Annotated in this window: 16 protein-coding genes and 1 pseudogene; 10 read left to right on the top strand and 7 right to left on the bottom strand. The window is 65.8% G+C overall.

All coding sequences use genetic code 11. The annotated features are described in order from the left end of the window. The first annotated feature begins 7 nt into the window (after positions 1-7). Both ACVMIH_RS32680 and ACVMIH_RS32675 read left to right on the top strand, forming a co-directional pair. Complete coding sequence (locus tag ACVMIH_RS32680) at positions 8-1090, top strand: HcpA family protein (RefSeq protein ID WP_456864641.1); 1083 nt, start codon at positions 8-10, stop codon at positions 1088-1090. A 228-nt stretch (positions 1091-1318) separates the two neighbouring features. Further along, entirely contained in the window at positions 1319-2113 is a 795-nt protein-coding gene (locus ACVMIH_RS32675; protein ID WP_456864639.1) for an inositol monophosphatase family protein, read from the top strand. 14 nt (positions 2114-2127) lie between these two features. Here the strand turns inward: ACVMIH_RS32675 and ACVMIH_RS32670 are convergent, their stop codons facing one another. The 3 genes from ACVMIH_RS32670 to ACVMIH_RS32660 form a co-directional block, all read right to left on the bottom strand. After that, positions 2128-3264 (bottom strand): AAA family ATPase, encoded by a 1137-nt coding sequence (locus ACVMIH_RS32670; RefSeq protein ID WP_168859138.1) that lies wholly within the window; start codon positions 3262-3264, stop codon positions 2128-2130. A 114-nt stretch (positions 3265-3378) separates the two neighbouring features. Continuing rightward, positions 3379-6534, bottom strand: a complete 3156-nt coding sequence (locus tag ACVMIH_RS32665; protein ID WP_456864637.1) for a multidrug efflux RND transporter permease subunit — start codon at positions 6532-6534, stop codon at positions 3379-3381. 6 nt (positions 6535-6540) lie between these two features. Further along, positions 6541-7746 (bottom strand): efflux RND transporter periplasmic adaptor subunit, encoded by a 1206-nt coding sequence (locus ACVMIH_RS32660; protein ID WP_141341973.1) that lies wholly within the window; start codon positions 7744-7746, stop codon positions 6541-6543. Between the two features lie 541 nt (positions 7747-8287). Here ACVMIH_RS32660 and ACVMIH_RS32655 point away from each other — a divergent pair. The 3 genes and pseudogenes from ACVMIH_RS32655 to ACVMIH_RS32645 all read left to right on the top strand — a co-directional run bounded on the left by ACVMIH_RS32655 (position 8288) and on the right by ACVMIH_RS32645 (position 11092). After that, positions 8288-9274: a hypothetical protein gene (locus tag ACVMIH_RS32655; protein ID WP_057016194.1), complete on the top strand. Its 987-nt coding sequence runs from the start codon at positions 8288-8290 to the stop codon at positions 9272-9274. Positions 9275-9301: 27 nt separating this feature from the next. Then, a pseudogene (locus tag ACVMIH_RS32650) lies at positions 9302-10332 on the top strand (peptidoglycan -binding protein). Between the two features lie 373 nt (positions 10333-10705). Then, positions 10706-11092 carry a hypothetical protein gene (locus tag ACVMIH_RS32645; protein WP_057016192.1) on the top strand — a complete coding sequence of 129 codons (387 nt, stop codon included), beginning with the start codon at positions 10706-10708 and terminating at the stop codon, positions 11090-11092. Positions 11093-11207: 115 nt separating this feature from the next. Here the strand turns inward: ACVMIH_RS32645 and ACVMIH_RS32640 are convergent, their stop codons facing one another. After that, on the bottom strand, positions 11208-11528 hold the full coding sequence (locus ACVMIH_RS32640) for a PilZ domain-containing protein (RefSeq protein WP_057016191.1): 321 nt from the start codon (positions 11526-11528) through the stop codon (positions 11208-11210). A gap of 320 nt (positions 11529-11848) precedes the next feature. Between ACVMIH_RS32640 and ACVMIH_RS32635 the strand changes: the two genes are divergently transcribed. The 3 genes from ACVMIH_RS32635 to ACVMIH_RS32625 all read left to right on the top strand — a co-directional run bounded on the left by ACVMIH_RS32635 (position 11849) and on the right by ACVMIH_RS32625 (position 15585). Next, positions 11849-13363, top strand: a complete 1515-nt coding sequence (locus tag ACVMIH_RS32635) for an AMP-binding protein (RefSeq protein WP_229192663.1) — start codon at positions 11849-11851, stop codon at positions 13361-13363. Positions 13364-13507: 144 nt separating this feature from the next. Next, positions 13508-14479, top strand: a complete 972-nt coding sequence (locus ACVMIH_RS32630; protein WP_456864635.1) for a S1C family serine protease — start codon at positions 13508-13510, stop codon at positions 14477-14479. Positions 14480-14502: 23 nt separating this feature from the next. Next, positions 14503-15585, top strand: coding sequence for a carboxylesterase family protein (locus ACVMIH_RS32625; RefSeq protein WP_168859135.1), 1083 nt, complete (start codon positions 14503-14505; stop codon positions 15583-15585). A 114-nt stretch (positions 15586-15699) separates the two neighbouring features. Here ACVMIH_RS32625 and ACVMIH_RS32620 read toward each other — a convergent pair whose 3' ends face one another. Together ACVMIH_RS32620 and ACVMIH_RS32615 are read right to left on the bottom strand one after the other, a co-directional pair. Then, complete coding sequence (locus ACVMIH_RS32620) at positions 15700-16599, bottom strand: SDR family oxidoreductase (RefSeq protein WP_456864633.1); 900 nt, start codon at positions 16597-16599, stop codon at positions 15700-15702. A gap of 56 nt (positions 16600-16655) precedes the next feature. Beyond that, entirely contained in the window at positions 16656-17396 is a 741-nt protein-coding gene (locus ACVMIH_RS32615; protein ID WP_057016187.1) for an SDR family oxidoreductase, read from the bottom strand. A 120-nt stretch (positions 17397-17516) separates the two neighbouring features. On the opposite strand from ACVMIH_RS32615, the gene ACVMIH_RS32610 reads away from it, so the two are divergent. Further along, positions 17517-18404: a LysR family transcriptional regulator gene (locus tag ACVMIH_RS32610; protein ID WP_076824997.1), complete on the top strand. Its 888-nt coding sequence runs from the start codon at positions 17517-17519 to the stop codon at positions 18402-18404. A gap of 63 nt (positions 18405-18467) precedes the next feature. Continuing rightward, complete coding sequence (locus tag ACVMIH_RS32605) at positions 18468-18674, top strand: hypothetical protein (RefSeq protein WP_456864631.1); 207 nt, start codon at positions 18468-18470, stop codon at positions 18672-18674. 73 nt (positions 18675-18747) lie between these two features. On the opposite strand, the gene ACVMIH_RS32600 is transcribed toward ACVMIH_RS32605, so the two are convergent. Further along, on the bottom strand, positions 18748-19425 hold the full coding sequence (locus tag ACVMIH_RS32600) for a DsbA family protein (protein ID WP_199805202.1): 678 nt from the start codon (positions 19423-19425) through the stop codon (positions 18748-18750). Positions 19426-19441 lie beyond the last annotated feature (16 nt).

The raw sequence follows: 19441 nt of genomic DNA, 5'->3' as shown, positions 1-19441 counted from the left end.
CGCCGGAATGAAATGCCTGCGTCCGATAGCTGTTGCGCTCGGCTGCACGATGCTGGCGAGCGGCGCGATGGCGCAGCTCTCGATCACGCCGCCGGCACAGACGCTGCCTGCGAAGAAGGAGGCTCCGAAGCCGAAGGTGCATTCGCCGGTCGCGAAGAAGCCGACGCCGAAGCCCGCCGCCTCCGCGACGCCGAAGCCTGCCGCATCTCCGACGCCCTCGCCGACCCCGACCCAGGCCGTCGACGATCCCAATGTCGACCTCGTCTACGGCGCCTATCAGCGCGGCATGTACAAGACCGCGTTCGATCTCGCGACCGCGCGCGCGCAGAACAACAACGATGCCAAGGCCATGACGATGCTGGGCGAGCTCTATGCCAATGGGCTCGGCGTCAAGCGCGACTACGTCAAGGCCGACGAGTGGTACAAGCGCGCCTCCGATGCCGGCGACCGCGAGGCGATGTTCGCGCTCGCCATGATGAAGATCGCCGGCCGCGGCGGCGCCGTGGACAAGGATGCCGCGGTCAAGCTGCTGGCGTCGTCGGCCAAGCTCGGCGAGCCGAAGGCGGCCTATAATCTCGCGCTGCTCTATCTCGACGGCCAGACCCTGCCGCAGGACCTCCGCCGCTCCGCCGAGCTGTTGCGCATGGCCGCCGACGCCGGCAGCCCCGAGGCGCAATACGCGCTCGCGACCTTCTACAAGGAAGGCACCGGCGTGCCGAAGGACCTCGAGAAGGCGGCGCGGCTGCTGCAGGCCGCCTCGCTGGCCGACAATGTCGATGCCGAGGTCGAATATGCCATCGCGCTCTACAACGGCTCCGGCACCCCGCGGAACGTGCCGGCGGCGGTGGCGCTGCTGCGCAAGGCGGCCCGGCAGAACAGCGCGATCGCGCAAAACCGCCTCGCCCATGTGCTGGCGACCGGCGCCGGCGCCCCGGTGGACAAGGTCGAGGCGCTGAAATGGCACACGGTCGCCAAGACCGCCGGCAAGGGCGACCCCGATCTCGACGACATCCTCGCCGATATGAGCCCGGAAGACCGCGCCAAGGCCGAGGCAGCCGCGCGAAAATGGATCGGAAACAACGTCAAATGACGCCTTGACGGCGCCACTTCCAGAGGGCACCCAGTCCGAAACCCAGGGCGCCACAGGCCGTTTCCCGTCATCCTGAGGTGCGAGCGGAGCGAGCCTCGAAGGATGCACGGCCCCGGACCGGGCCGTCGATGCTTCGAGACGCGCGTTCCGCGCTCCTCAGGATGACGGGCAGGGTCTTGCTACGCTGCCCGATCGATTTCCAACGCTCGAAAGCCACCAGCTTCCATCATGCTCTATTCCGCTCTCATCAATGTCATGGTCAAGGCCGCGCGCCGCGCCGGCCGCAGCCTCAAGCGCGACCTCGGCGAGATCGAACATCTCCAGGTGTCGCTGAAGGGGCCGGCAAACTTCGTCTCGCTCGCCGACAAGCGCGCCGAGGAGATGCTCTACACCGACCTCGAGAAGGCCCGGCCCGGCTACGGGTTCGTCGGCGAGGAAGGCGGCAAGCGCGAAGGCTCTGACAAGAGCCACACCTGGATCGTCGATCCCCTGGACGGCACCACCAACTTCCTGCACGGCATCCCGCAATTCGCGATCTCGATCGGGCTGAAGCGCGAGGACACCGTGATCGCCGGCGTGATCTACAATCCCGCCAATGACGAGCTCTACATCGCCGAGCGCGGCAAGGGCGCGTTCCTCAACGACCAGCGCCTGCGCGTCGCCGGCCGCCGCCAGCTCAACGAATGCGTCGTGGCCTGCGGCCTGCCGCATATCGGCCGCGGTAGTCACCAGCTGGCGCTGCAGGAGATGGCGGCGCTGCAGACCAAGGTCGCGGGCTTCCGCCGCTTCGGCGCCGCCTCGCTCGACCTCGCCTTTGTCGCCGCCGGCCGGCTCGACGGCTATTGGGAGCGCAATCTGCAGGCCTGGGACGTCGCGGCCGGCCTGCTGATGGTCCGCGAAGCCGGCGGCACCGTCTCCGGCATCCAGGGCAATGACGACCCGCTGCAGACCGGCCACATCGTCTGCGGCAACGAGTTCGTGCACGGCGAGCTGATCAAGGTCCTGAAGCCGCTCGGGCAGTAACGCGACGGCGCGATTTAATCGTCGTCATCCTCATCATCGTCGTCCTGCCCGTCACGAAATTCACCGCCCGCGGTCAGGCCCTCGATGGTGGTGGCGCCCTTCGTCTTGATCACCCGGCGCAGCGGCACCGCGCTCTCGCTGCGCAGCGCTTCCATCAGAGGCTCCGAATGGGTGACGATCCAGATGTCGGCACGGCGCGATGCCTTGGCGATCAGCCGCGCCAATGGCGCCAGCAGCGATGGATGCAGGCTGGTCTCGGGCTCGTTCAGCGCGATGAACGGCGGCAGCCGATAGCCCATGAACACGGCGAGCAGGCAGATATATTTCAGCGTGCCGTCGGATAGTTCGTGCGCCTTGAATGGCCGCGGCATGTCCTCCAGTTGCAACTGGAATTCACATAGCCCATTTTTTTCCCAAGCCCGCAGTTCGGCGCCCGGAAATGCGTCCTCGATCGCATCCTGCAGATCGCCGGCATCCTGCCTGATCGTGAACAGGGTTGCCAACACGGCAGCCAGATCGTGGCCATCGGCGCTCAGCGAAGGTGTCGTGATCGCGAGACACGGCTTTCGTATCGGCGACGCCGGATCGGTCCGGAAGTCGTGATAGAATCGCCAACTCAGCATTGCATTTCGGATCAGGTCGATCTCGGGACTTCCCTTACCATCCGAAAATCCGGCCAGTGCGGTTTCCGACGGCAGCACCGCATCCTTGTGCTGGCTCCAGGTGCCGTTCTCATCGCGGACACTGACGAGTGAGTTGGTGCGCTCCAACATCAGTATTGTCTTCTTGCCGTGGGTCGCCTCGATCGTTTCGGACTTGATCATCGGCTCACCGGGAAATGCCGCCACGACCGGGCTCGGGAATCCGAGCTCGATGGAATATCTGACGTGGTCGAGCCTCACGGCCAACCGCAGCCTTGCATCCTCGCCGCGCTTGCGCAGGCCCGACCAGTAGACCGAGTTCAGCCCGCCCTCGTCCGCGATCGTGCGGGTGATCCGGCCGGTGGCCGCGTCGCGCAGCAGCGACAGCGACTTGTAGAGGTTGGATTTGCCGACGCCGTTCTCGCCGACGAAGACGGACAGCGGCTGGATGGGCATGAAGAGCCGCCGGATCGAGCGATAATTCGAGATCGCAATATCGCTCGGCCGCATCGCATGCCCTCAATCCCCGGGTTGCCCAAACGCTTCCCGTTCAATCCAGAGCTGCAATCTGGATTGGTCAGCTTGCGAAAGCAAGCTGCTGCTGAGCAGCACCGGTCCCTGATGTCAGTGACCGATCCTTGCCGGCGCGGGCGGGCCATATACCTCACCCTGCCCCGGCGCCGTTTCGCGATCGCCGGCCAGCACGCGCTGCACGCTGACGAAGAACACCGGCACCAGGAGCAGCGCGAGGATCACCACCGCGATCATGCCGCCCATCACTGACGTGCCGAGTGCCTGCTGGCTGGCGCCGCCGGCGCCGGTCGCGATTGCCATCGGCAGCACGCCGCAGACGAAGGCCAGACCGGTCATCAGGATCGGGCGGAATCTGAGGCTGCACGCCTCGATTGTCGCCTCGACCAGCGGCTTGCCTTGCGCGCGCAGATCCTTGGCAAACTCGATGATCAGGATCGCGTCCTTGGCGGCAAGACCGATGATGGTGATCAAACCGACGGTGAAATAGACGTCGTTGGAGAGCCCGCGCATCGTCGCCGCCACCACCGCACCGAGAATGCCGAGCGGAATGGTGAGCAGCACCGCGAGCGGAATGGTCCAGCTCTCATAGAGCGCGGCGAGCAGCAGGAACACCACCAGCACCGACAGCGCGAGCAGGAACGGCGCTTGCGAGCCCGACAGCTTCTCCTGCAGCGACTGGCCGGTCCATTCATAGCCGAAGCCACGCGGCAGCTTGTCGGCGAGCCGCTCCATTTCGGCGATCGCATCGCCCGAGGTGAAGCCCGGCCGCGCCTCGCCGGAGATGCGCACCGCCGGATAGTAGTTGAAGCCCGCGATCTGCGTCGGCCCCTTCGTCCACTCGATGGTGGCGAAGGCCGAGAACGGCACCAGCTGGCCGCGGCTGTTCTTGACGTTGTAGTTGAGAATGTCGTCCGCGTTCATGCGGCTGGTCTTGTCGGCCTGCACGATGACGCGCTGCATGCGCCCGCGGTTCGGGAAGTCGTTGATGTAGTTCGAGCCGAGATTGGTCGAGATCGTGTTGTTGATGTCCTCGAAGGTGAGGCCGAACGCGCCCGCCTTCTCGCGGTCGATCATCAGATTGACCTGCGGCGCGGGCGGCAGGCCTTCGACATAGACCTTCTGCAGGATCGGGCTGGCATTGGCCTCCGCGATCAGGCGATCGGACGCGGCGATCAGCGCCGAATAGCCCTTCTGGCCGCGGTCCTGCAGGCGGAACGAGAAGCCCGAGGAGTTGCCGAGATTGTCGATCGGCGGCGGCTGCAACGCCGAGATCCTGGCGTCGCGGATCGACGACAGGTCGCGGTTGATGTCGGCGACGATGGCGGCGGCCGAATCCTTCGGGCCGCGCTCCGACCAGTCCTTCAGCGTGATGAAGGCCTGCGCGGTGTTCATGCCCTGGCCGAGGAAGCTGAAGCCAGTGAGGAACGTGACGTTCTCGATGCCGGCGCGGTCCTTGAGGTACTTCTCGACCTGCTCGACCGCGGCTTCGGTCCGGGCATAGGACGACTCCGACGGCGTCTGCACGTCGGTCGTGATGAAGCCCTGGTCGTCGACCGGCAGGAAGCCGCCGGGCAACCGCACGAAGCCGTAGGCGACGCCGAGGAACAGCACCAGATAGATCAGCATCAGGCGGCCGGTGCGCTTCAGCGAGCCCTGCACGGTGCGGGTGTAGCCGGCGCGGCTGGTGTCGAGCACGCGGTTGAACCAGCCGAACACGCCCTTGCTGGCATGGCCGTGGCCCTTCTTGACCGGCTTGAGCAAGGTCGCGCACAGCGCCGGCGTCAGCGACAGCGCGAGCAGCGCCGAGAACGCGATCGCCGCCACCATGGTGACCGAGAACTGCCGATAGATGATGCCGACCGAGCCGGGGAAGAACGCCATCGGCACGAACACCGCCATCAGCACCAGCGTGATGCCGATGATGGCGCCGGTGATCTGCGACATCGCCTTCTTGGTGGCTTCCTTCGGCGGCAGGCCCTCCTCCGCCATGATGCGCTCGACGTTCTCGACCACGACGATGGCGTCGTCGACGAGGATGCCGACCGCCAGCACCATGCCGAACATCGTCAGCATGTTGATCGAAAAGCCCGCGATCATCAGCGTGGCGCAGGCGCCGAGCAGCGCCACCGGAACCACGATGGTCGGGATGATGGTGTAGCGGATGTTCTGCAGAAACAGGAACATCACGACGAACACCAGCACGACGGCCTCGACCAGCGTCGTCAACACCTTCTTAATCGAAGCCTCGACCACCGGCGTGATGTTGTAGGGGATTTCGTAGGAGATGTTGGCCGGGAAGAAGCGCGACAGCTCCTTCATCTTGGCTTCGACCGCGCTCGCGGTCGCCAGCGCATTGCCCTTCGGCGACAGCAGCACCGAGAGGCCGGCGGTCGGCTTGCCGTCGAGGCGGGTGTTGAACTGGTAGCTGAGGCCGCCGACCTCGATCCGCGCGACGTCGCGCAGGCGGACCGTCGAACCGTCATTGTTGGCACGCAGGATGATGGCGCCGAACTCGTCGGGCGAGGACAGCTGGCCCTTCACCAGCACCTGCGCGGAAATCTTCTGCGTATCGGTGCTCGGCTCGGCGCCGATGCTGCCGGAGGCGACCTGGGCGTTCTGCGACGTGATCGCCTTGTTGACGTCGTCGGCGGACAGGCCGTAGCCGACCAGCTTGGCCGGATCGATCCAGATTCGCAGGCTGCGTTCGGTCGAATACAGCGTGGCGCGGCCGACGCCGGGGATGCGGCGCACCTCGCCCAGCACGTTGCGGATCATGAAGTCGCCGAGGCCCACTTCATCCAGCGAGCCGTCGGTCGAGTTCAGCGTGATGATCTGCAGCACGGCTGACGAGGCTTCCTCGACCAGGATGCCCTGCTGGATCACGGCGCGCGGCAGCCGCGCCTCGACGCGCTTGAGGCGGTTCTGCACCTCGACCGAAGCCTGGCTGGTGTCGGTGCCCGGCTTGAAGTTGGCGATGATCTCGACCTGGCCAAGCGAGTCGGAGGTCGATTCGAAGTTCAGGATGCTGGCGGCGCCGTTGAGCTCCTCCTCGATCAGGCGCGTCACGCTGTTGTAGAGGTTCTCCGGCGACGCGCCGGGATAGCTGGTCGAGATCGAGATCGAGGGCGGCGCGATGATCGGATATTGCGCGACCGCGAGCAGCGGAATCGAGATCGCGCCGATCAGACAGATGAACAGCGCGACGACCCAGGCGAAGATCGGCCTGTCGATGAAGAAGCTAGGCATGTCGGATCACCGCACTGCGTGCGCGGTCTGGTGCGGATCCGTCGGTGCTGCAGCTGCGTCGACCTCGCGCCAGGCTTGCGGCCGGACCTTGTCGCCGGCGGCGAATTTCTGGAACCCCTCGACGACGACCTTGTCGCCGGCTTTAAGACCGTCGGTCACGAACCAGGAACCACCCTGCAGCGAGCCGGTGCGCACCGGCTGCACCGCGACGTGATTGTCGGCCTTGACGACGAACACCTCGCTGCCGCCGCCGCCATTGCGCTGGATCGCCTGCTGCGGCACGGCAATCGCATCGCTGTCGATGCCCTGCTCGATCAGCACGCGCACATACATGCCCGGCAGCAGGATGCGATGCGGGTTCGGGAACTCGCCGCGCAACGTCACCTGCCCGGTATAGGCGTCGACCTTGGCGTCGGAGAACAGCAGCTTGCCCGGCAGCGGGTAGATCGAGCCATCGTCGAGCACGAGGCGCACCTTCATCGCGTCGGGCGCGATGCGGTCGAGATCGCCGCTCTCGAAGGCACGGCGGAGCTGGTTCATCTCGGTCACCGACTGCTGGAAGTCGGCGTAGATCGGATCGAGCTGCTGGATGGTCGCAAGGCTCGCGGCGTCGTTCTGCACGACGAGCGCGCCCTCGCTGACCAGCGCCGCGCCGATGGTGCCGTCGATCGGCGCGCGGATCGTCGCATAATCCAGATTGAGCTTGGCGCGCGCAACTTCGGCCTCGCGTCCCTGCACATCGGCTTCGGCCTGCTTCAGCGTCGCGATCGCCTTTTCGTTCTCGGCTTCCGGCGCCGCGCGCTGGCTGGTCAAGGTGGCGATACGGCGGGCCTGCAGCGCGGCCTGTTCGAGCACGGCCTTGGCGCGCGCCAGCGCCGCCTCGGTCGACTGCAATTCGACTTCGAACGGGCGCGGATCGATCTGGTACAGGGGATCGCCGACCTTCACCTCGCTGCCCTGATGGAACATGCGGTTGACCACGATGCCCGAGACGCGCGGGCGTACCTCGGAAACACGGGTCGGCGCGATGCGGCCCGGCAGCTCGCGCAGCATCGCGCGCGCCTGCGGCTTCACGGTGACGACACTGACGTCCGGCTCGGGTGCTTGCACGGCGGCGGTTGCGGTGTTCGGCTCGTCGCAGCCTGCAAGCAGTGGCGCCGTCACGGCCAGCATCAGAGCAATGCATGCCGATTGCGCGCGAAGTCCAGACATTGAGATAATCGCCCCTGAAAGGTTTGAACAAACGAACGGCGGTGTCACGGCGACACCGCTCGCGTTGCTGCGATGAAAATAAAATCTGCTTGCTGCGACGCAATGCGTTTTTGGGCGGCTCAATGTCACAGAATGCTATCACTCTGATTTCGCGGCATCTTTTGTCTTGTCACCGCATTGTGAGCGGGTTCCATCGCAGGCTGTGGGAATGCATTAAGGTCTGCGTGAGCGGGAACCCCGCCATTTTGCCTGCGCGGAATGCCGCACCTTGCAACATCGAGACAATCGGACCGAATCACCATCGTCGCGTTCGCCTCACCGAATGACGCGTGCAAGCCGACCTCATTTCGCGATCTGCGGGTGGGGTGTGCAGTTCAGCGGATGGTGATGCGCCGAGCGGTCGGAAAGCCGTGCAAAGCGGCAACGGCCCACGAGATTCCAACTCAAGGTCCTATTTGCTGCCCCTGGAATCGGCTTTCCTCACTCCGCCGCTGTGCCATATTGCTCGCAGATGCGGCCTTCGCGAACGGATGACCCGGCAATGCCTCCTTCCCGCTCCGACATGGAGATCGAATTGAGCAAGCTGTCCTCGCCTCGTATCTTCCTGGTGCGGATGCTGGTGTTCCTGGTGCTCTGCGGCCTGGTCGGGGTCGTGCTGTACAAGCAGATCGTCACCGCCTTCTTTGCCAATCCGGGGCTGAACGCCCTGATCGGGGCGGTGCTGCTGATCGGAATCATCCTGGCGTTCCGCCAAGTGATCCGGCTCTATCCCGAGGTCGCCTGGGTCAACAATTTCCGCATCGCCGATCCCGGCCTTGCGATCGAGCGCCGCCCGACGCTGCTTGCCCCGATGGCCGCGATCCTCGGCGGCGAACGCTCGGGGCGGATGTCGATCTCGCAGCAGACCATGCGACATCTGCTCGATTCGATCGCAACCCGCCTCGATGAAGCCCGCGACATCTCGCGCTACATGACCGGCCTGTTGGTGTTCCTCGGCCTGCTCGGCACCTTCTGGGGCCTGATCGAGACGGTGGGCTCGGTCGGCAAGGTGATCGACGGGCTCAAGGTCGGCGGCGACTCCGGCGCGCTGTTCGATACGCTGAAGGAGGGCCTCGCCGCGCCGCTCGGCGGCATGGGCATCTCGTTCTCGTCCTCGCTGTTCGGCCTCGCCGGCTCGCTGATCCTCGGCTTCCTCGACCTGCAGTCGAGCCAGGCCCAGAACCGCTTCTACACCGACCTCGAGGACTGGCTCGCCGGCACCGTTCGCGGCATTTCCGGCGATGAAGCCGGCGTCTCCGGCGACATGCAGGGCGCGATCGATCGGCTCCGCACCGCGCTCGAGGAAGGCGGCGGCGGCCGCAGCACCACGGCCGCGATGGCCAATCTTGCCGAGGCGATCCAGGGACTGGTTGCGCATATGCGCACCGAGCAGCAGATGATCCGGGAATGGGCCGACGGCCAGGGCGAGCAGAACCGCGAGATCAAGCGGCTGCTCGAACGCCTCGCCCGCCAGCCCGAGAAAAGCTAGCCGGGGAGCAAGCCCAAGGAGACACCCATGGCCCTCGCCCGCTCGCGCCGCAGCGAATCCGGCTTCAACTACTGGCCCGGCTTTGTCGACGCATTGTCGACGCTGGTGCTGTCGATCGTGTTCCTGCTGTCGGTGTTCCTCGTCGTGCAGTTCTTCCTGTCGCAGGAGGTCACCGGCAAGGACAAGGCACTGGAACAGCTCACCGCCAAGATCGCTCAGCTCAACGACCTGCTATCGCTGGAGAAGCTCTCCAAGCTGACGCTCGACGACCAGGTAGCGCAGCTGCGCGCGCCGGGCTCGCTTCCGCCGAAGGCGAGCGCGACCGCATGAAGGGACTCTATGAGGGGCTCGCGAGTTCCGGCAGCGACGCGCAGGGCCGCGCCAACGAACTCAACAAGGCGCTGGAGTCCGAGAAGGCCGTATCGTCCCGCGCACTTGCGCAGATCGAGCTGCTGAACCAGCAGATCAGCGCGCTGCGCCGCCAGCTCGCCGCGCTCGAGGAGGCGCTCGACGCCTCCGAGAAACGCGACAAGGAATCGCAGAACCGCATCGCCGATCTCGGCCAGCGCCTCAATGTCGCGCTGGCGCAGCGGGTGCAGGAACTGTCGAAATACCGCTCGGAATTCTTCGGCCGGCTGCGTGCGATCCTCGGCAACCGTCCCGATATCCGCGTCGTCGGCGACCGCTTCGTGTTCCAGTCGGAAGTGTTCTTCGACACCGGCCAGGCGACGCTGCTGCCCGAGGGCAAGACCGAACTCGAAACTGTCGCGAGCGCGCTGATCGATCTCGACAAGCAGATTCCGCCCGAGATCGCCTGGGTGCTGCGCGTCGACGGCCACACCGACGTGCGGCCGATCAACAGCCCGCTGTTCAAGTCCAACTGGGAGCTGTCCTCGGCGCGCGCGATCTCGGTGGTGCAGTACCTGGTCTCGCTCGGCGTGCCGGCGCAGCGCCTGGTCGCCGCCGGCTTTGCCGAATTCCAGCCGCTCGACACCGCGCAGACCGAAGAGGCCTACAAGCGCAACCGCCGCATCGAGCTGAAGCTGACAGAACGCTAGGACGACGGCGCCTGGCCAACCAGTCGTCATTGCCGTGTTTGCGTGAACCCGTGAGGACGGGCACACGGCGCTATCCGTTCGTTGTCCTGGCGAAAGCCAGGACCTATAACCATCCCACTTGATCCTGGACGGGATCGTGGCCCCAGCGTCGCGCAACAATTGAGATTTGGGGTAATGGGTCCTGGCTTTCGCCAGGACGACATTGAGTGTGTGGCGAGGTCTGTGAGTCACACATCCGCATTCTCGCGACATGAATGTCCAAACTTCATGTCGAAAGATCCGCAACACCGGCGAGGCGTCGCCGCGATCGGTGGAGACCGTTCATTACACGGATATTTGCTTCGCCCTGGCGAGGCGTCCGGGAACGCATCAAATGCGGCTGACGTTATGTTGGTATCGCAATCTCGCGGGCTTGGCGGATGTCTCGTCTCCGTCGCGGCTGTGCCTGTCGCTCAAGCCTCACCGCGCCATCTCGGACCAGCACATGTTCAAGACCAAATTTGCCATCGTCGTCGCCGCCGGCCTCATCCTCGCACCGGCCCCGCTTCTCGCGCAGAACACCGGCGGCACCCCGCTGCCGCCGAGGCCTGGCGACCGCGCCGCGCCGTCGAACGGCGTCGGCGGCACTGCGCTCCCGACCCAGTCCGGCCAGCGCGTCGCACCGTCTTCGGGCACCGGCGGCGGCAGCGCCGCACCGGCGCTTCCGGGAGGCCCGACGGGCACCACCACCGGCAATGCCGACAATCCGCAGCGACGTTGACGTGAGCCACGCTTGCGCGGGACGTCCTGGCGTGAGCCATTGAACGCGCGCCCGATCCGATCGGCGATGGCCTGCGCCGAACGTCCATTCGAACATTGATTGATGAAACGCCGCGCTAGGTCGCGCCGGCCGGCTCCGCGGCCGGTTCAACCGGCTCGGCTTCGGCCGTCACGAATTTGAGCCCGTAGGTCTTGCCGCGACGCCAGACCACCTCGCACGGATAGCGCTTGGCGTGATCGGCGAGCAGCGTCAGCGCGAGGCGGTCATTCACCTCGAACTCGACCTCGGTGGTGATCTTGGCGCCGCCCGGCGAGATGTCGACCACGGCGCATTCGCTCTCGGTCGCGCCGTCGTCGACCGTGATCCAGGCCGCACGATTGTTGAGCTGGCGCCGCGGCTCGCGACTGACCTTGATCCGTGCTCCATTGCTCGCCATCGTCGCCGTCCTTAAGCCATTGGTCATTGAAAGACATTGCACGCCGTGCACGTCGCTCGACGCGCCCGGCACAGAACCGCAACGGCCACAATGCCGGCCCCCCGTAAAGCCCGGCTTAGCGCGATCGCTTGAACTTTACCGGAATCTTGACGCGGCTTTTAGCGAACAGGGATTCTGCAACTCCATCAGCGGGATACCGGCCGCATGGACAGCCGCCGGCTTGACACGGAGACTGCACTCTTGGTGAAGTGGCGGCCGTGGCCTTGGCCACATCCCTGCAACAAGAGCGCTTCAAGCCGCCTTTTCCGACGGAAACGACCATGCTGATCCCCCTCGCCGACGTGCCGCGCTGGTATGCCGAACGCAAGCCCACGGATGCGATCGCCATCAGTCATGGCGCGGATGCGCTGACCTGGCTCGAGCTCGAGCGCCGCGCCAATGCACGGGCGCGCGCCTTCGCCGCCAAGGGCGTCAAGCCCGGCGACTTCGTCGCGATCGGGCTGCCCAACAGCAACGCGTTCTTCGAGACGACCTTCGCGGTGTGGAAGTGCGGCGCGACGCCGACCTCGCTGTCATGGCGGCTGCCGCGCGGCGAGGCCGCTGCCGTGCTCGAGATTCTGAAACCGTCGCTGGTGGTCGGCGGCGAGGCCGACTGGAATGCGCCGAATTCGCTGCCGGTGAATTTCGTGCCGGACGGATTCTCCGAGGAGCCGCTCGATGCGCCGGTCGCGCGCTACTGGAAGGCGATGACGAGCGGCGGCTCGACCGGGCGGCCGAAGGTGATCCTCGATCACAACCCCGCGGTGATCGAGACCACGGCCGAGGCGACGCTTGGCATTGCGCGCGACACCTCGCTGCTCAATCCGGGGCCGCTCTATCACAATGCGCCATTCATCCTCTCGCACTTTGCGCTGTTCGGGGGCGGAAGGGTCACCGGCATGGTGAAGTTCGACGCCGAGGAGACGCTGCGGCTGATCGAGCGCGAGCGCGTGCAATGGGTGAACTTCGTGCCGACCATGATGCACCGGATCTGGGCGCTGCCCGAGGAGGTGCGCAGCCGCTACGACGTCTCCAGCCTGAAAATCGTGTTTCACATGGCAGCGCCGATGCCGCCCTGGCTGAAGGAGAAATGGATCGAATGGCTCGGCCCCGAGCGGATCTGGGAGCTCTATGGCGGCACCGAGCGGCAGGGCGCCTGCGTGATCTCAGGCACCGAATGGATGGCGCACAAGGGCTCGGTCGGCAAGATCGGCGAGACCGCGAAACTGCGCATCATCGGCGAGGACGGCAACGACGTCGCGCCCGGCGAGACCGGCGAAATCTATTTCCTGCCCAATGACGGCGCCGGCTCGACCTATCACTATCTCGGCGCAACGCCGAAGCGGCGGCCGGATGGCTGGGAGTCGCTCGGCGACATCGGCCGACTCGATGAAGAAGGCTATCTCTATCTCGGCGACCGGCTCGCCGACATGGTTCTGCGCGGCGGCGCCAACATCTATCCGGCCGAGGTCGAGGCCGCGGTCAGCGAGCATCCCGAGGTGCGCTCCTGCGTCGTGGTCGGACTGCCCGATCCGGAATTCGGCCAGCGCGTGCATGCAATCCTCGAGCTCGCCGACAGCGCCGATGCGCAAGCGATCGCCGACGGCATGGGCGATTTCCTGAAGGACCGGCTCAGCCGCTACAAGCATCCGGAAAGTTTCGAGCGCGTCGGCACCGCGCCGCGCGACGATTCCGGAAAGGTTCGCCGCACCATGCTGCGCGACGAGCGCGCCGCGTGGATCAAGGACAACCGTGCCTTCCGCATCATGCCGGCGCGTGCGGCAAAAACCGAATAGGTTCAATTATCTTGCGAGGGGCAGGTCTGCACGCCACATGAGCTGTGCAGGCTGCCCTGCAAGGTATATCATTCCATCTTCCCTGCCGGCAGAACCTCGGTCTACCTTGAGGTTCCAGCGCCCTGCACGCCAGGAGATCCCTTGATGCCCTCCACGACCGAATGGAAAGTGCCCGCGGCCTTTCAGCCTCGCCCCGAAGATTACCGCTACGATCTCGATCGCGCGCTGATGAGTGTGGTCGGGCTGCACTCGATCATTCCGCCGGATGCTTTCAGCGCCGAGACGCTCGGCACCGAGCGCGCCGGCAATGGCGTCCTGATCGACGACGGGCTGGTGCTGACGATCGGCTATCTGATCACTGAAGCCGCCACGGTGTGGCTGCATCTCGGCGACGGCCGCGCGGTCGAGGGCCACGCGCTCGGCTTCGATTTCGAATCCGGCTTCGGCCTGGTGCAGGCGCTCGGCCGGATCGATCTCGAGCCGCTGCGGATCGGCTCGTCCGCGGCGACGCAGGTCGGCGACAATGTGGTGCTCGGCGGCGCCGGCGGCCGCACGCGCTCGGTCGCAAGCCAGGTCGCGGCGAAGCAGGAATTCGCCGGCTACTGGGAGTATCTGCTGGACGAGGCGATCTTCACTTCTCCGTCGCATCCGAACTGGGGCGGCACCGGGCTGATCAACAATGCCGGCGAGCTGATCGGCATCGGCTCGCTGCAGCTCGAACGCGAGCGCTCGGGCCACGCCGAGCATGTCAACATGATCGTGCCGATCGATCTGCTCAATCCGGTGCTGGACGATTTGCGCAAGTTCGGCCGGGTCGACAAGCCGGCGCGGCCGTGGCTCGGCATGTTCACGACCGAGATCGACAACCGCCTCGTGGTGGTCGGCGTCGCCAGCAAGGGACCGGCGGCGCGCGCCGAACTGAAGACCGGCGACGTGATCCTCGCGGTCGACGGCGACAAGGTGACGAGCCAGGCCGGCTTCTACCGCAAGCTCTGGTCGCTCGGCGCGGCCGGCGTCGACGTGCCGCTGACCATCTATCACGAGGGCGTCACCTTCGACGTCACGCTGACCTCGATCGACCGCATAAAGCTGTTGAAGGCGCCGCGGCTTCATTGAGGCAAAGGAAATAGGCAGCGGCGATGAGCGAGGCGGTGGTTGACGACATCGTGGCCGTGCTGCCGCCGCTGTTGCAGACGCTGGAATCGCTGTCCTTTGTCGCGCGCAACCTCAATCCGCCGGACTTCGATCGCGTGATGCAGATTGCGGGCGAGCCGGAGGAGGCCTTGCAGGCGGTGCGGCCGCGGCTCGCCGACTGGCCGGAGAAATTCGCGCACATCAAGACCGCGCTGGAAGCCGCGATCGAACCGGCGCTCGCCGGCTACGCAGGGCTGCGCGCCGTGCAGAACGGCGAAGGCGATCTGGTCAACGTATTCCGCGCGCTGCGCTATCTGCCGCGGGCGCAGGAGGCGCTCTATCCCTTGACCGAGTTGCCGCCGGTCAGCGGCTTCTTCATCGCGCCCGATCTGCGCGAGGATACCGAGCTGCAGGCGAAGCTCGCGGCCAAGCCCAACGCCGACACCGGCATCTTCCACGAGCGCAACGAGCCGGGCAGCCGCGGCGGCTTCTCGATGTACGTGCCGGAGTATTACACGCCCGACCGCGCCTGGCCGCTGGTGATGGCGCTGCATGGCGGCAGCGGCAATGGCCGCGGCTTCCTGTGGAGCTGGCTGCGCGATGCGCGCAGCCGCGGCGCCATCCTGGTGGCGCCGACCGCGACCGGCCAGACCTGGGCGCTGATGGGCGAGGACACCGACACGCCGAACCTGAACCGCATCATCGACCAGGTGCGCGCGCACTGGACGATCGACGAGACGCGCACGCTGCTCACCGGCATGAGCGACGGCGGCACCTTCAGCTATGTGAGCGGGCTCGACGGCGCCTCGCGCTTCACGCATCTGGCGCCCGTTGCCGCGACCTTCCATCCGCTGATGGCGGAAATCGCCGACGCGGAGCGGCTGCGCGGCTTGCCGATCTTCATCACCCACGGCCGGCTCGACTGGATGTTCCCGGTGCAGACCGCGCGGCAGACCCAAGGCCTGCTGTCGGCCGCCGGCGCGAGGGTGACCTATCGCGAGATCGACGATCTCAGCCACACCTATCCGCGCGAGATCAATGCGGAGATCATGCAGTGGATGAATGGTGAGCGAGCCGACAGCACCTGAGGGATCGTATCCCGTCATTGCGAGCGAAGCGAAGCAATCCATTGTCACCGAGCACGCAGGCAGATGGATTGCTTCGTCGCTGTCGCTCCTCGCAATGACGTTGCGGGGAGAAGATTACCCGTTCACTCGCGGCTTGAGCAGGTCGGAGAAGCCGACCCGGTGCAGCATCTCGTTGCGGACGCGGTCGATCACGCCGAATGCGACTTCGGCGCCATCTTGCGTCGGATCGATGTGGACGCGGAACGGCCGCTTGCCGAACGGCGTATCGACGACCTTGACGATCGCGTCGGCGACCGACGAGGCGTCGGCATCCTCGGGCACGATCGCCGCGAACGCCTTCATGATCTCCTCGCCGAAGCCGGCATAGGGACCAGCCTCATATTCGGCGACGCGGGCCTCGTCGGCGGGACGGCCGGAATGCGCAAAGTGGTTGGTGCCGCCGGTGAAGGCGCCGGGCACGATGATCGAGGTCTCGATGCCCCAGCGCGTAAGCTCCCGGGCATAGATCACCGCCATCGCATCCATGCCGGCCTTGGCCGCGAAATACGGCGCGAGATAGGGCGGCGTGCCGCCGGCCGAAGAGCTGCTCGACACCCAGACCACGAGTCCCCTGCCCTGCTTGCGCAACTGCGGCAGCGCCGCGCGATTGACGCGTTGGGTCGATAGCACGTTGACGTCGTAGAGCTCGGCAAGCTGCTCGGGCGTGAAGGCCTCCGCCGGGCCGAACACCATGTGGCCGGCATTGTGCATCACGACGTCGAGGCGGCCTTCCTCGGCGACGATCTGCGCAATCGCCGCATCGACCGACGCCTGCGAGCCGACATCGAGCTCGAGCGCGCGCAGGTCGACCTTGTTGTCGCGCGCGAACTCATCGATATCGGCGACCGCGGCGGCGTTGCGGCCGGTGGTGTGGCGCATCGAGGCGTAGACGGTGTGGCCGGCCTTGGCGAGCGCGTTGGCGGTGAGGCGGCCGAAGCCGCTCGAAGCGCCGGTAATGACGATGACCTGTTTCATGACACGTATCCTTGTGAAGTCGGTTGAATGCGAGTTGGGTTGGAGATGTGCGGGCGTCAGACCAGGCCGCCATTGGCGCGGAGCGCCTGGCCGTTGATCCAGGAGCCGTCGGGGCCGGCGAGGAACGACACGACATTGGCGATGTCATCGGGCGTGCCGAGCCGCTCCAGCGGCACCATCTTGGCGAAGCGGTCGATCAATTCGTCCGACTTGCCGTGCAGGAACAGGTCGGTCGCGGTCGGCCCGGGCGCGACCGCATTCACCGTGATGCCGCGGCCGCGCAACTCCTTGGACAGGATCGCGGTCAACGACTCGATCGCGGCCTTGGTCGCGACATAGATGCCGTAGGTCTCGAGCTTGGTGCCGACGACGCTGGTTGAGAAGTTGACGATGCGTCCGCCGTTGCGCAGGCGGCGCGCCGCCTCGCGCATGGTGTTGAAGCTGCCCTTCAAATTGACCGCGACCTGCTGGTCGAACGCGGCATCGTCGCTGTCGGCGATCTTGCCGAGCTTCATGATGCCGGCATTGTTGACCAGCACGTCGACGCCGCCGAAGGCGGCTTCCGCCGCGTCGAACATGCCGCGCACCGCGTGGGCATCGCTGACATCGGCCTTCGCGGTCGGTGCCCGGCCGCCGGCGGCCTCGATCCTGTCGGCCACCGCCTGGGCGGACTTGGCGTCGCCGGAGTAGTTGATGACGACGGTGAAGCCGTCCTTGGCGAGGCGTTCGGCCACCGCCGCGCCGATCCCGCGCGAGGCACCCGTCACCAGAGCTACCTTGTTGGTTTGGTTGGTCATTTTCAGTCTCCCATCAGGTTGTGCGGCCGCGCCGCGTTCGTTGGGAGGACACTATGTCTTGGCACCTGCCGGATAATCGTACATGATCCGACATCACTATTCGTTAATACCGGATAATAGATGGACCGTTTCGACGCGATGCGCGTGTTCACCCGGGTGGTCGAGCGGCGCAGCTTTTCGCTCGCCGCCGAGGATCTGGGGCTGCCGCGCTCGACGGTGACGGACGCGGTGAAGGGGCTGGAGGCGCGGCTCGGCGTGCGGCTGCTCGAGCGCACCACGCGCACGGTCCGCCCGACGCTCGATGGCGAGGCGCACTACCGCCGCTGCCTGTCGCTGATCGCGGACCTCGAAGACGCCGAGGGCGCGTTCGGCGGCGCGCGGCCGAAGGGGCTGCTGCGGCTCGAGGTGCAGGGCACACTGGCGCGGCACTTCCTGCTGCCGAACCTGCCGGGCTTCCTCGCCGAATATCCTGATATCGAGATCAACATGAGCGAGAGCGACCGCTGGGTCGATCTGATCCGCGAAGGCGTCGACTGCGTGCTGCGCTTCGGCAAGCTGCCCGACAGCGACATGATCGCGCGGCAGGTCACGATGCTGGAGCGGCTGACTTGCGCGACGCCGGATTACCTTGCGCGTTTCGGCACACCGGTCGACCCGTTCGCACTCGATGGCCATCGCATGATCGGCATCCGCTCGCTGACGACCGGACGCCTGCGGCCGATCGAGTTCGTGATCGACGGCGCGCTGAAGCAGTTTCCGCTGCCGGCGCCGATGTCGGTGACCGGCCCCGAGAGTTACCTGGCGAGCGCCAAACTCGGCCTCGGCCTCGTGCAGGTGCCGCGCTTCCACGCCGAAGCCGATCTGACAAACGGCACGCTGATCCCGGTGCTGCAGCAATGCCCGCCGCCATCGGTGCCGGTAAACCTGCTCTATCCGCGCAACCGCCAGCTCTCGCCGCGCGTGCGCGTGTTCATCGATTACGTGATGCGGGCGTTCGCGCGCAGTTGATCGATCGCCGGAACCACAGCGAGCCCGGCGACGTTATGCTTCCGACACCGGAGGGATTGAGCGATGCGGACCTTTTTCGGCATGATTTTGGGCGCGCTGCTGCTGATATGCGGCGTCTACGTCTACGATTCCATGCGGACATCGAGCGTCGCCAATGGCGAGGTGGCGCACGACACGCGCACCATCGTCAATTGGGACGTCGCAGCGCATGACTGGAACCTGCTGAAGACGCGCACCCGCGAGCAGTGGGACAAGATCGCGGCGAAGTAACGATTGTTTTCAAGCCGACACAAAAGCAAATGGCCTCTCGCCGGAGAGGCCATTTTCGTTGCAGGAAGCGCGATCAATTCTGCTCGGTCTTGCGACCCATATTGGCCTTGCGGGCGTCGGCGATCACCTGCTCGAACTGATCCATGCTGAGCACGCCTGGTACGCGGTACTTGCCGACGATGAATGACGGCGTGCCGTTGAAGCCGAACGCCAGCGCCTGCTCGTTGTTGCGGGAAAGGATCGCATCGATCGCCTTGGCGTTGGCGTCGTGATCCTTCTTCAGGCGGTCCATGTCGAGGCCGGCGCCCGAGAGCAATTCGGCGATGCGCGGCTCGGTGATGCGCGAATTGACCGAGATCATCGCCTCATGCGCGACGTCGAACTTGTTCTGGTACTTCGCCGCCAGCGCCATCCGCGCCGCGACCTTGGAGACCGGTCCGAGGATCGGCCAATCCTTCAGCACGAGGCGGACCTTGCCGTCGTCCTGCACCACCTGGCGCAGCTCCGGCGCGAGCTTGCGGCAATAGGGGCAGTTGTAGTCGAACCATTCGACGATGGTGATGTCGCCCTTGGGGTTGCCGATGTCAGGAATATCCGGATCGCGCAGCACCTGCTCCTCGGTCAGGACATTGTCGTCCTCGGCGCGTGCGGCGCCCGCGGCCATGAGCGCGATGCCGGCACCGATCAGGCCGAGCGCGCCGCGGCGGGTGGCACCGGCGTTGATCAGGGGCGATTTCGTCATTTGGTTCATGGCTGGCTTTCGCAAG

This window comes from Bradyrhizobium sp. USDA 4503, from assembly GCF_054055815.1.
This window is presented reverse-complemented; position numbering and strand designations above follow the sequence as displayed.

Coding starts and splice junctions, on each gene's coding strand:
- ACVMIH_RS32680 (WP_456864641.1), top strand. CDS start 8: ATGAAATGCCTGCGTCCGATAGCTGTTGCGCTCGGCTGCACGATGCTG.
- ACVMIH_RS32675 (WP_456864639.1), top strand. CDS start 1,319: ATGCTCTATTCCGCTCTCATCAATGTCATGGTCAAGGCCGCGCGCCGC.
- ACVMIH_RS32670 (WP_168859138.1), bottom strand. CDS start 3,264: ATGCGGCCGAGCGATATTGCGATCTCGAATTATCGCTCGATCCGGCGG.
- ACVMIH_RS32665 (WP_456864637.1), bottom strand. CDS start 6,534: ATGCCTAGCTTCTTCATCGACAGGCCGATCTTCGCCTGGGTCGTCGCG.
- ACVMIH_RS32660 (WP_141341973.1), bottom strand. CDS start 7,746: ATGTCTGGACTTCGCGCGCAATCGGCATGCATTGCTCTGATGCTGGCC.
- ACVMIH_RS32655 (WP_057016194.1), top strand. CDS start 8,288: ATGCCTCCTTCCCGCTCCGACATGGAGATCGAATTGAGCAAGCTGTCC.
- ACVMIH_RS32645 (WP_057016192.1), top strand. CDS start 10,706: ATGCGGCTGACGTTATGTTGGTATCGCAATCTCGCGGGCTTGGCGGAT.
- ACVMIH_RS32640 (WP_057016191.1), bottom strand. CDS start 11,528: ATGGCGAGCAATGGAGCACGGATCAAGGTCAGTCGCGAGCCGCGGCGC.
- ACVMIH_RS32635 (WP_229192663.1), top strand. CDS start 11,849: ATGCTGATCCCCCTCGCCGACGTGCCGCGCTGGTATGCCGAACGCAAG.
- ACVMIH_RS32630 (WP_456864635.1), top strand. CDS start 13,508: ATGCCCTCCACGACCGAATGGAAAGTGCCCGCGGCCTTTCAGCCTCGC.
- ACVMIH_RS32625 (WP_168859135.1), top strand. CDS start 14,503: ATGAGCGAGGCGGTGGTTGACGACATCGTGGCCGTGCTGCCGCCGCTG.
- ACVMIH_RS32620 (WP_456864633.1), bottom strand. CDS start 16,599: ATGAAACAGGTCATCGTCATTACCGGCGCTTCGAGCGGCTTCGGCCGC.
- ACVMIH_RS32615 (WP_057016187.1), bottom strand. CDS start 17,396: ATGACCAACCAAACCAACAAGGTAGCTCTGGTGACGGGTGCCTCGCGC.
- ACVMIH_RS32610 (WP_076824997.1), top strand. CDS start 17,517: ATGGACCGTTTCGACGCGATGCGCGTGTTCACCCGGGTGGTCGAGCGG.
- ACVMIH_RS32605 (WP_456864631.1), top strand. CDS start 18,468: ATGCGGACCTTTTTCGGCATGATTTTGGGCGCGCTGCTGCTGATATGC.
- ACVMIH_RS32600 (WP_199805202.1), bottom strand. CDS start 19,425: ATGAACCAAATGACGAAATCGCCCCTGATCAACGCCGGTGCCACCCGC.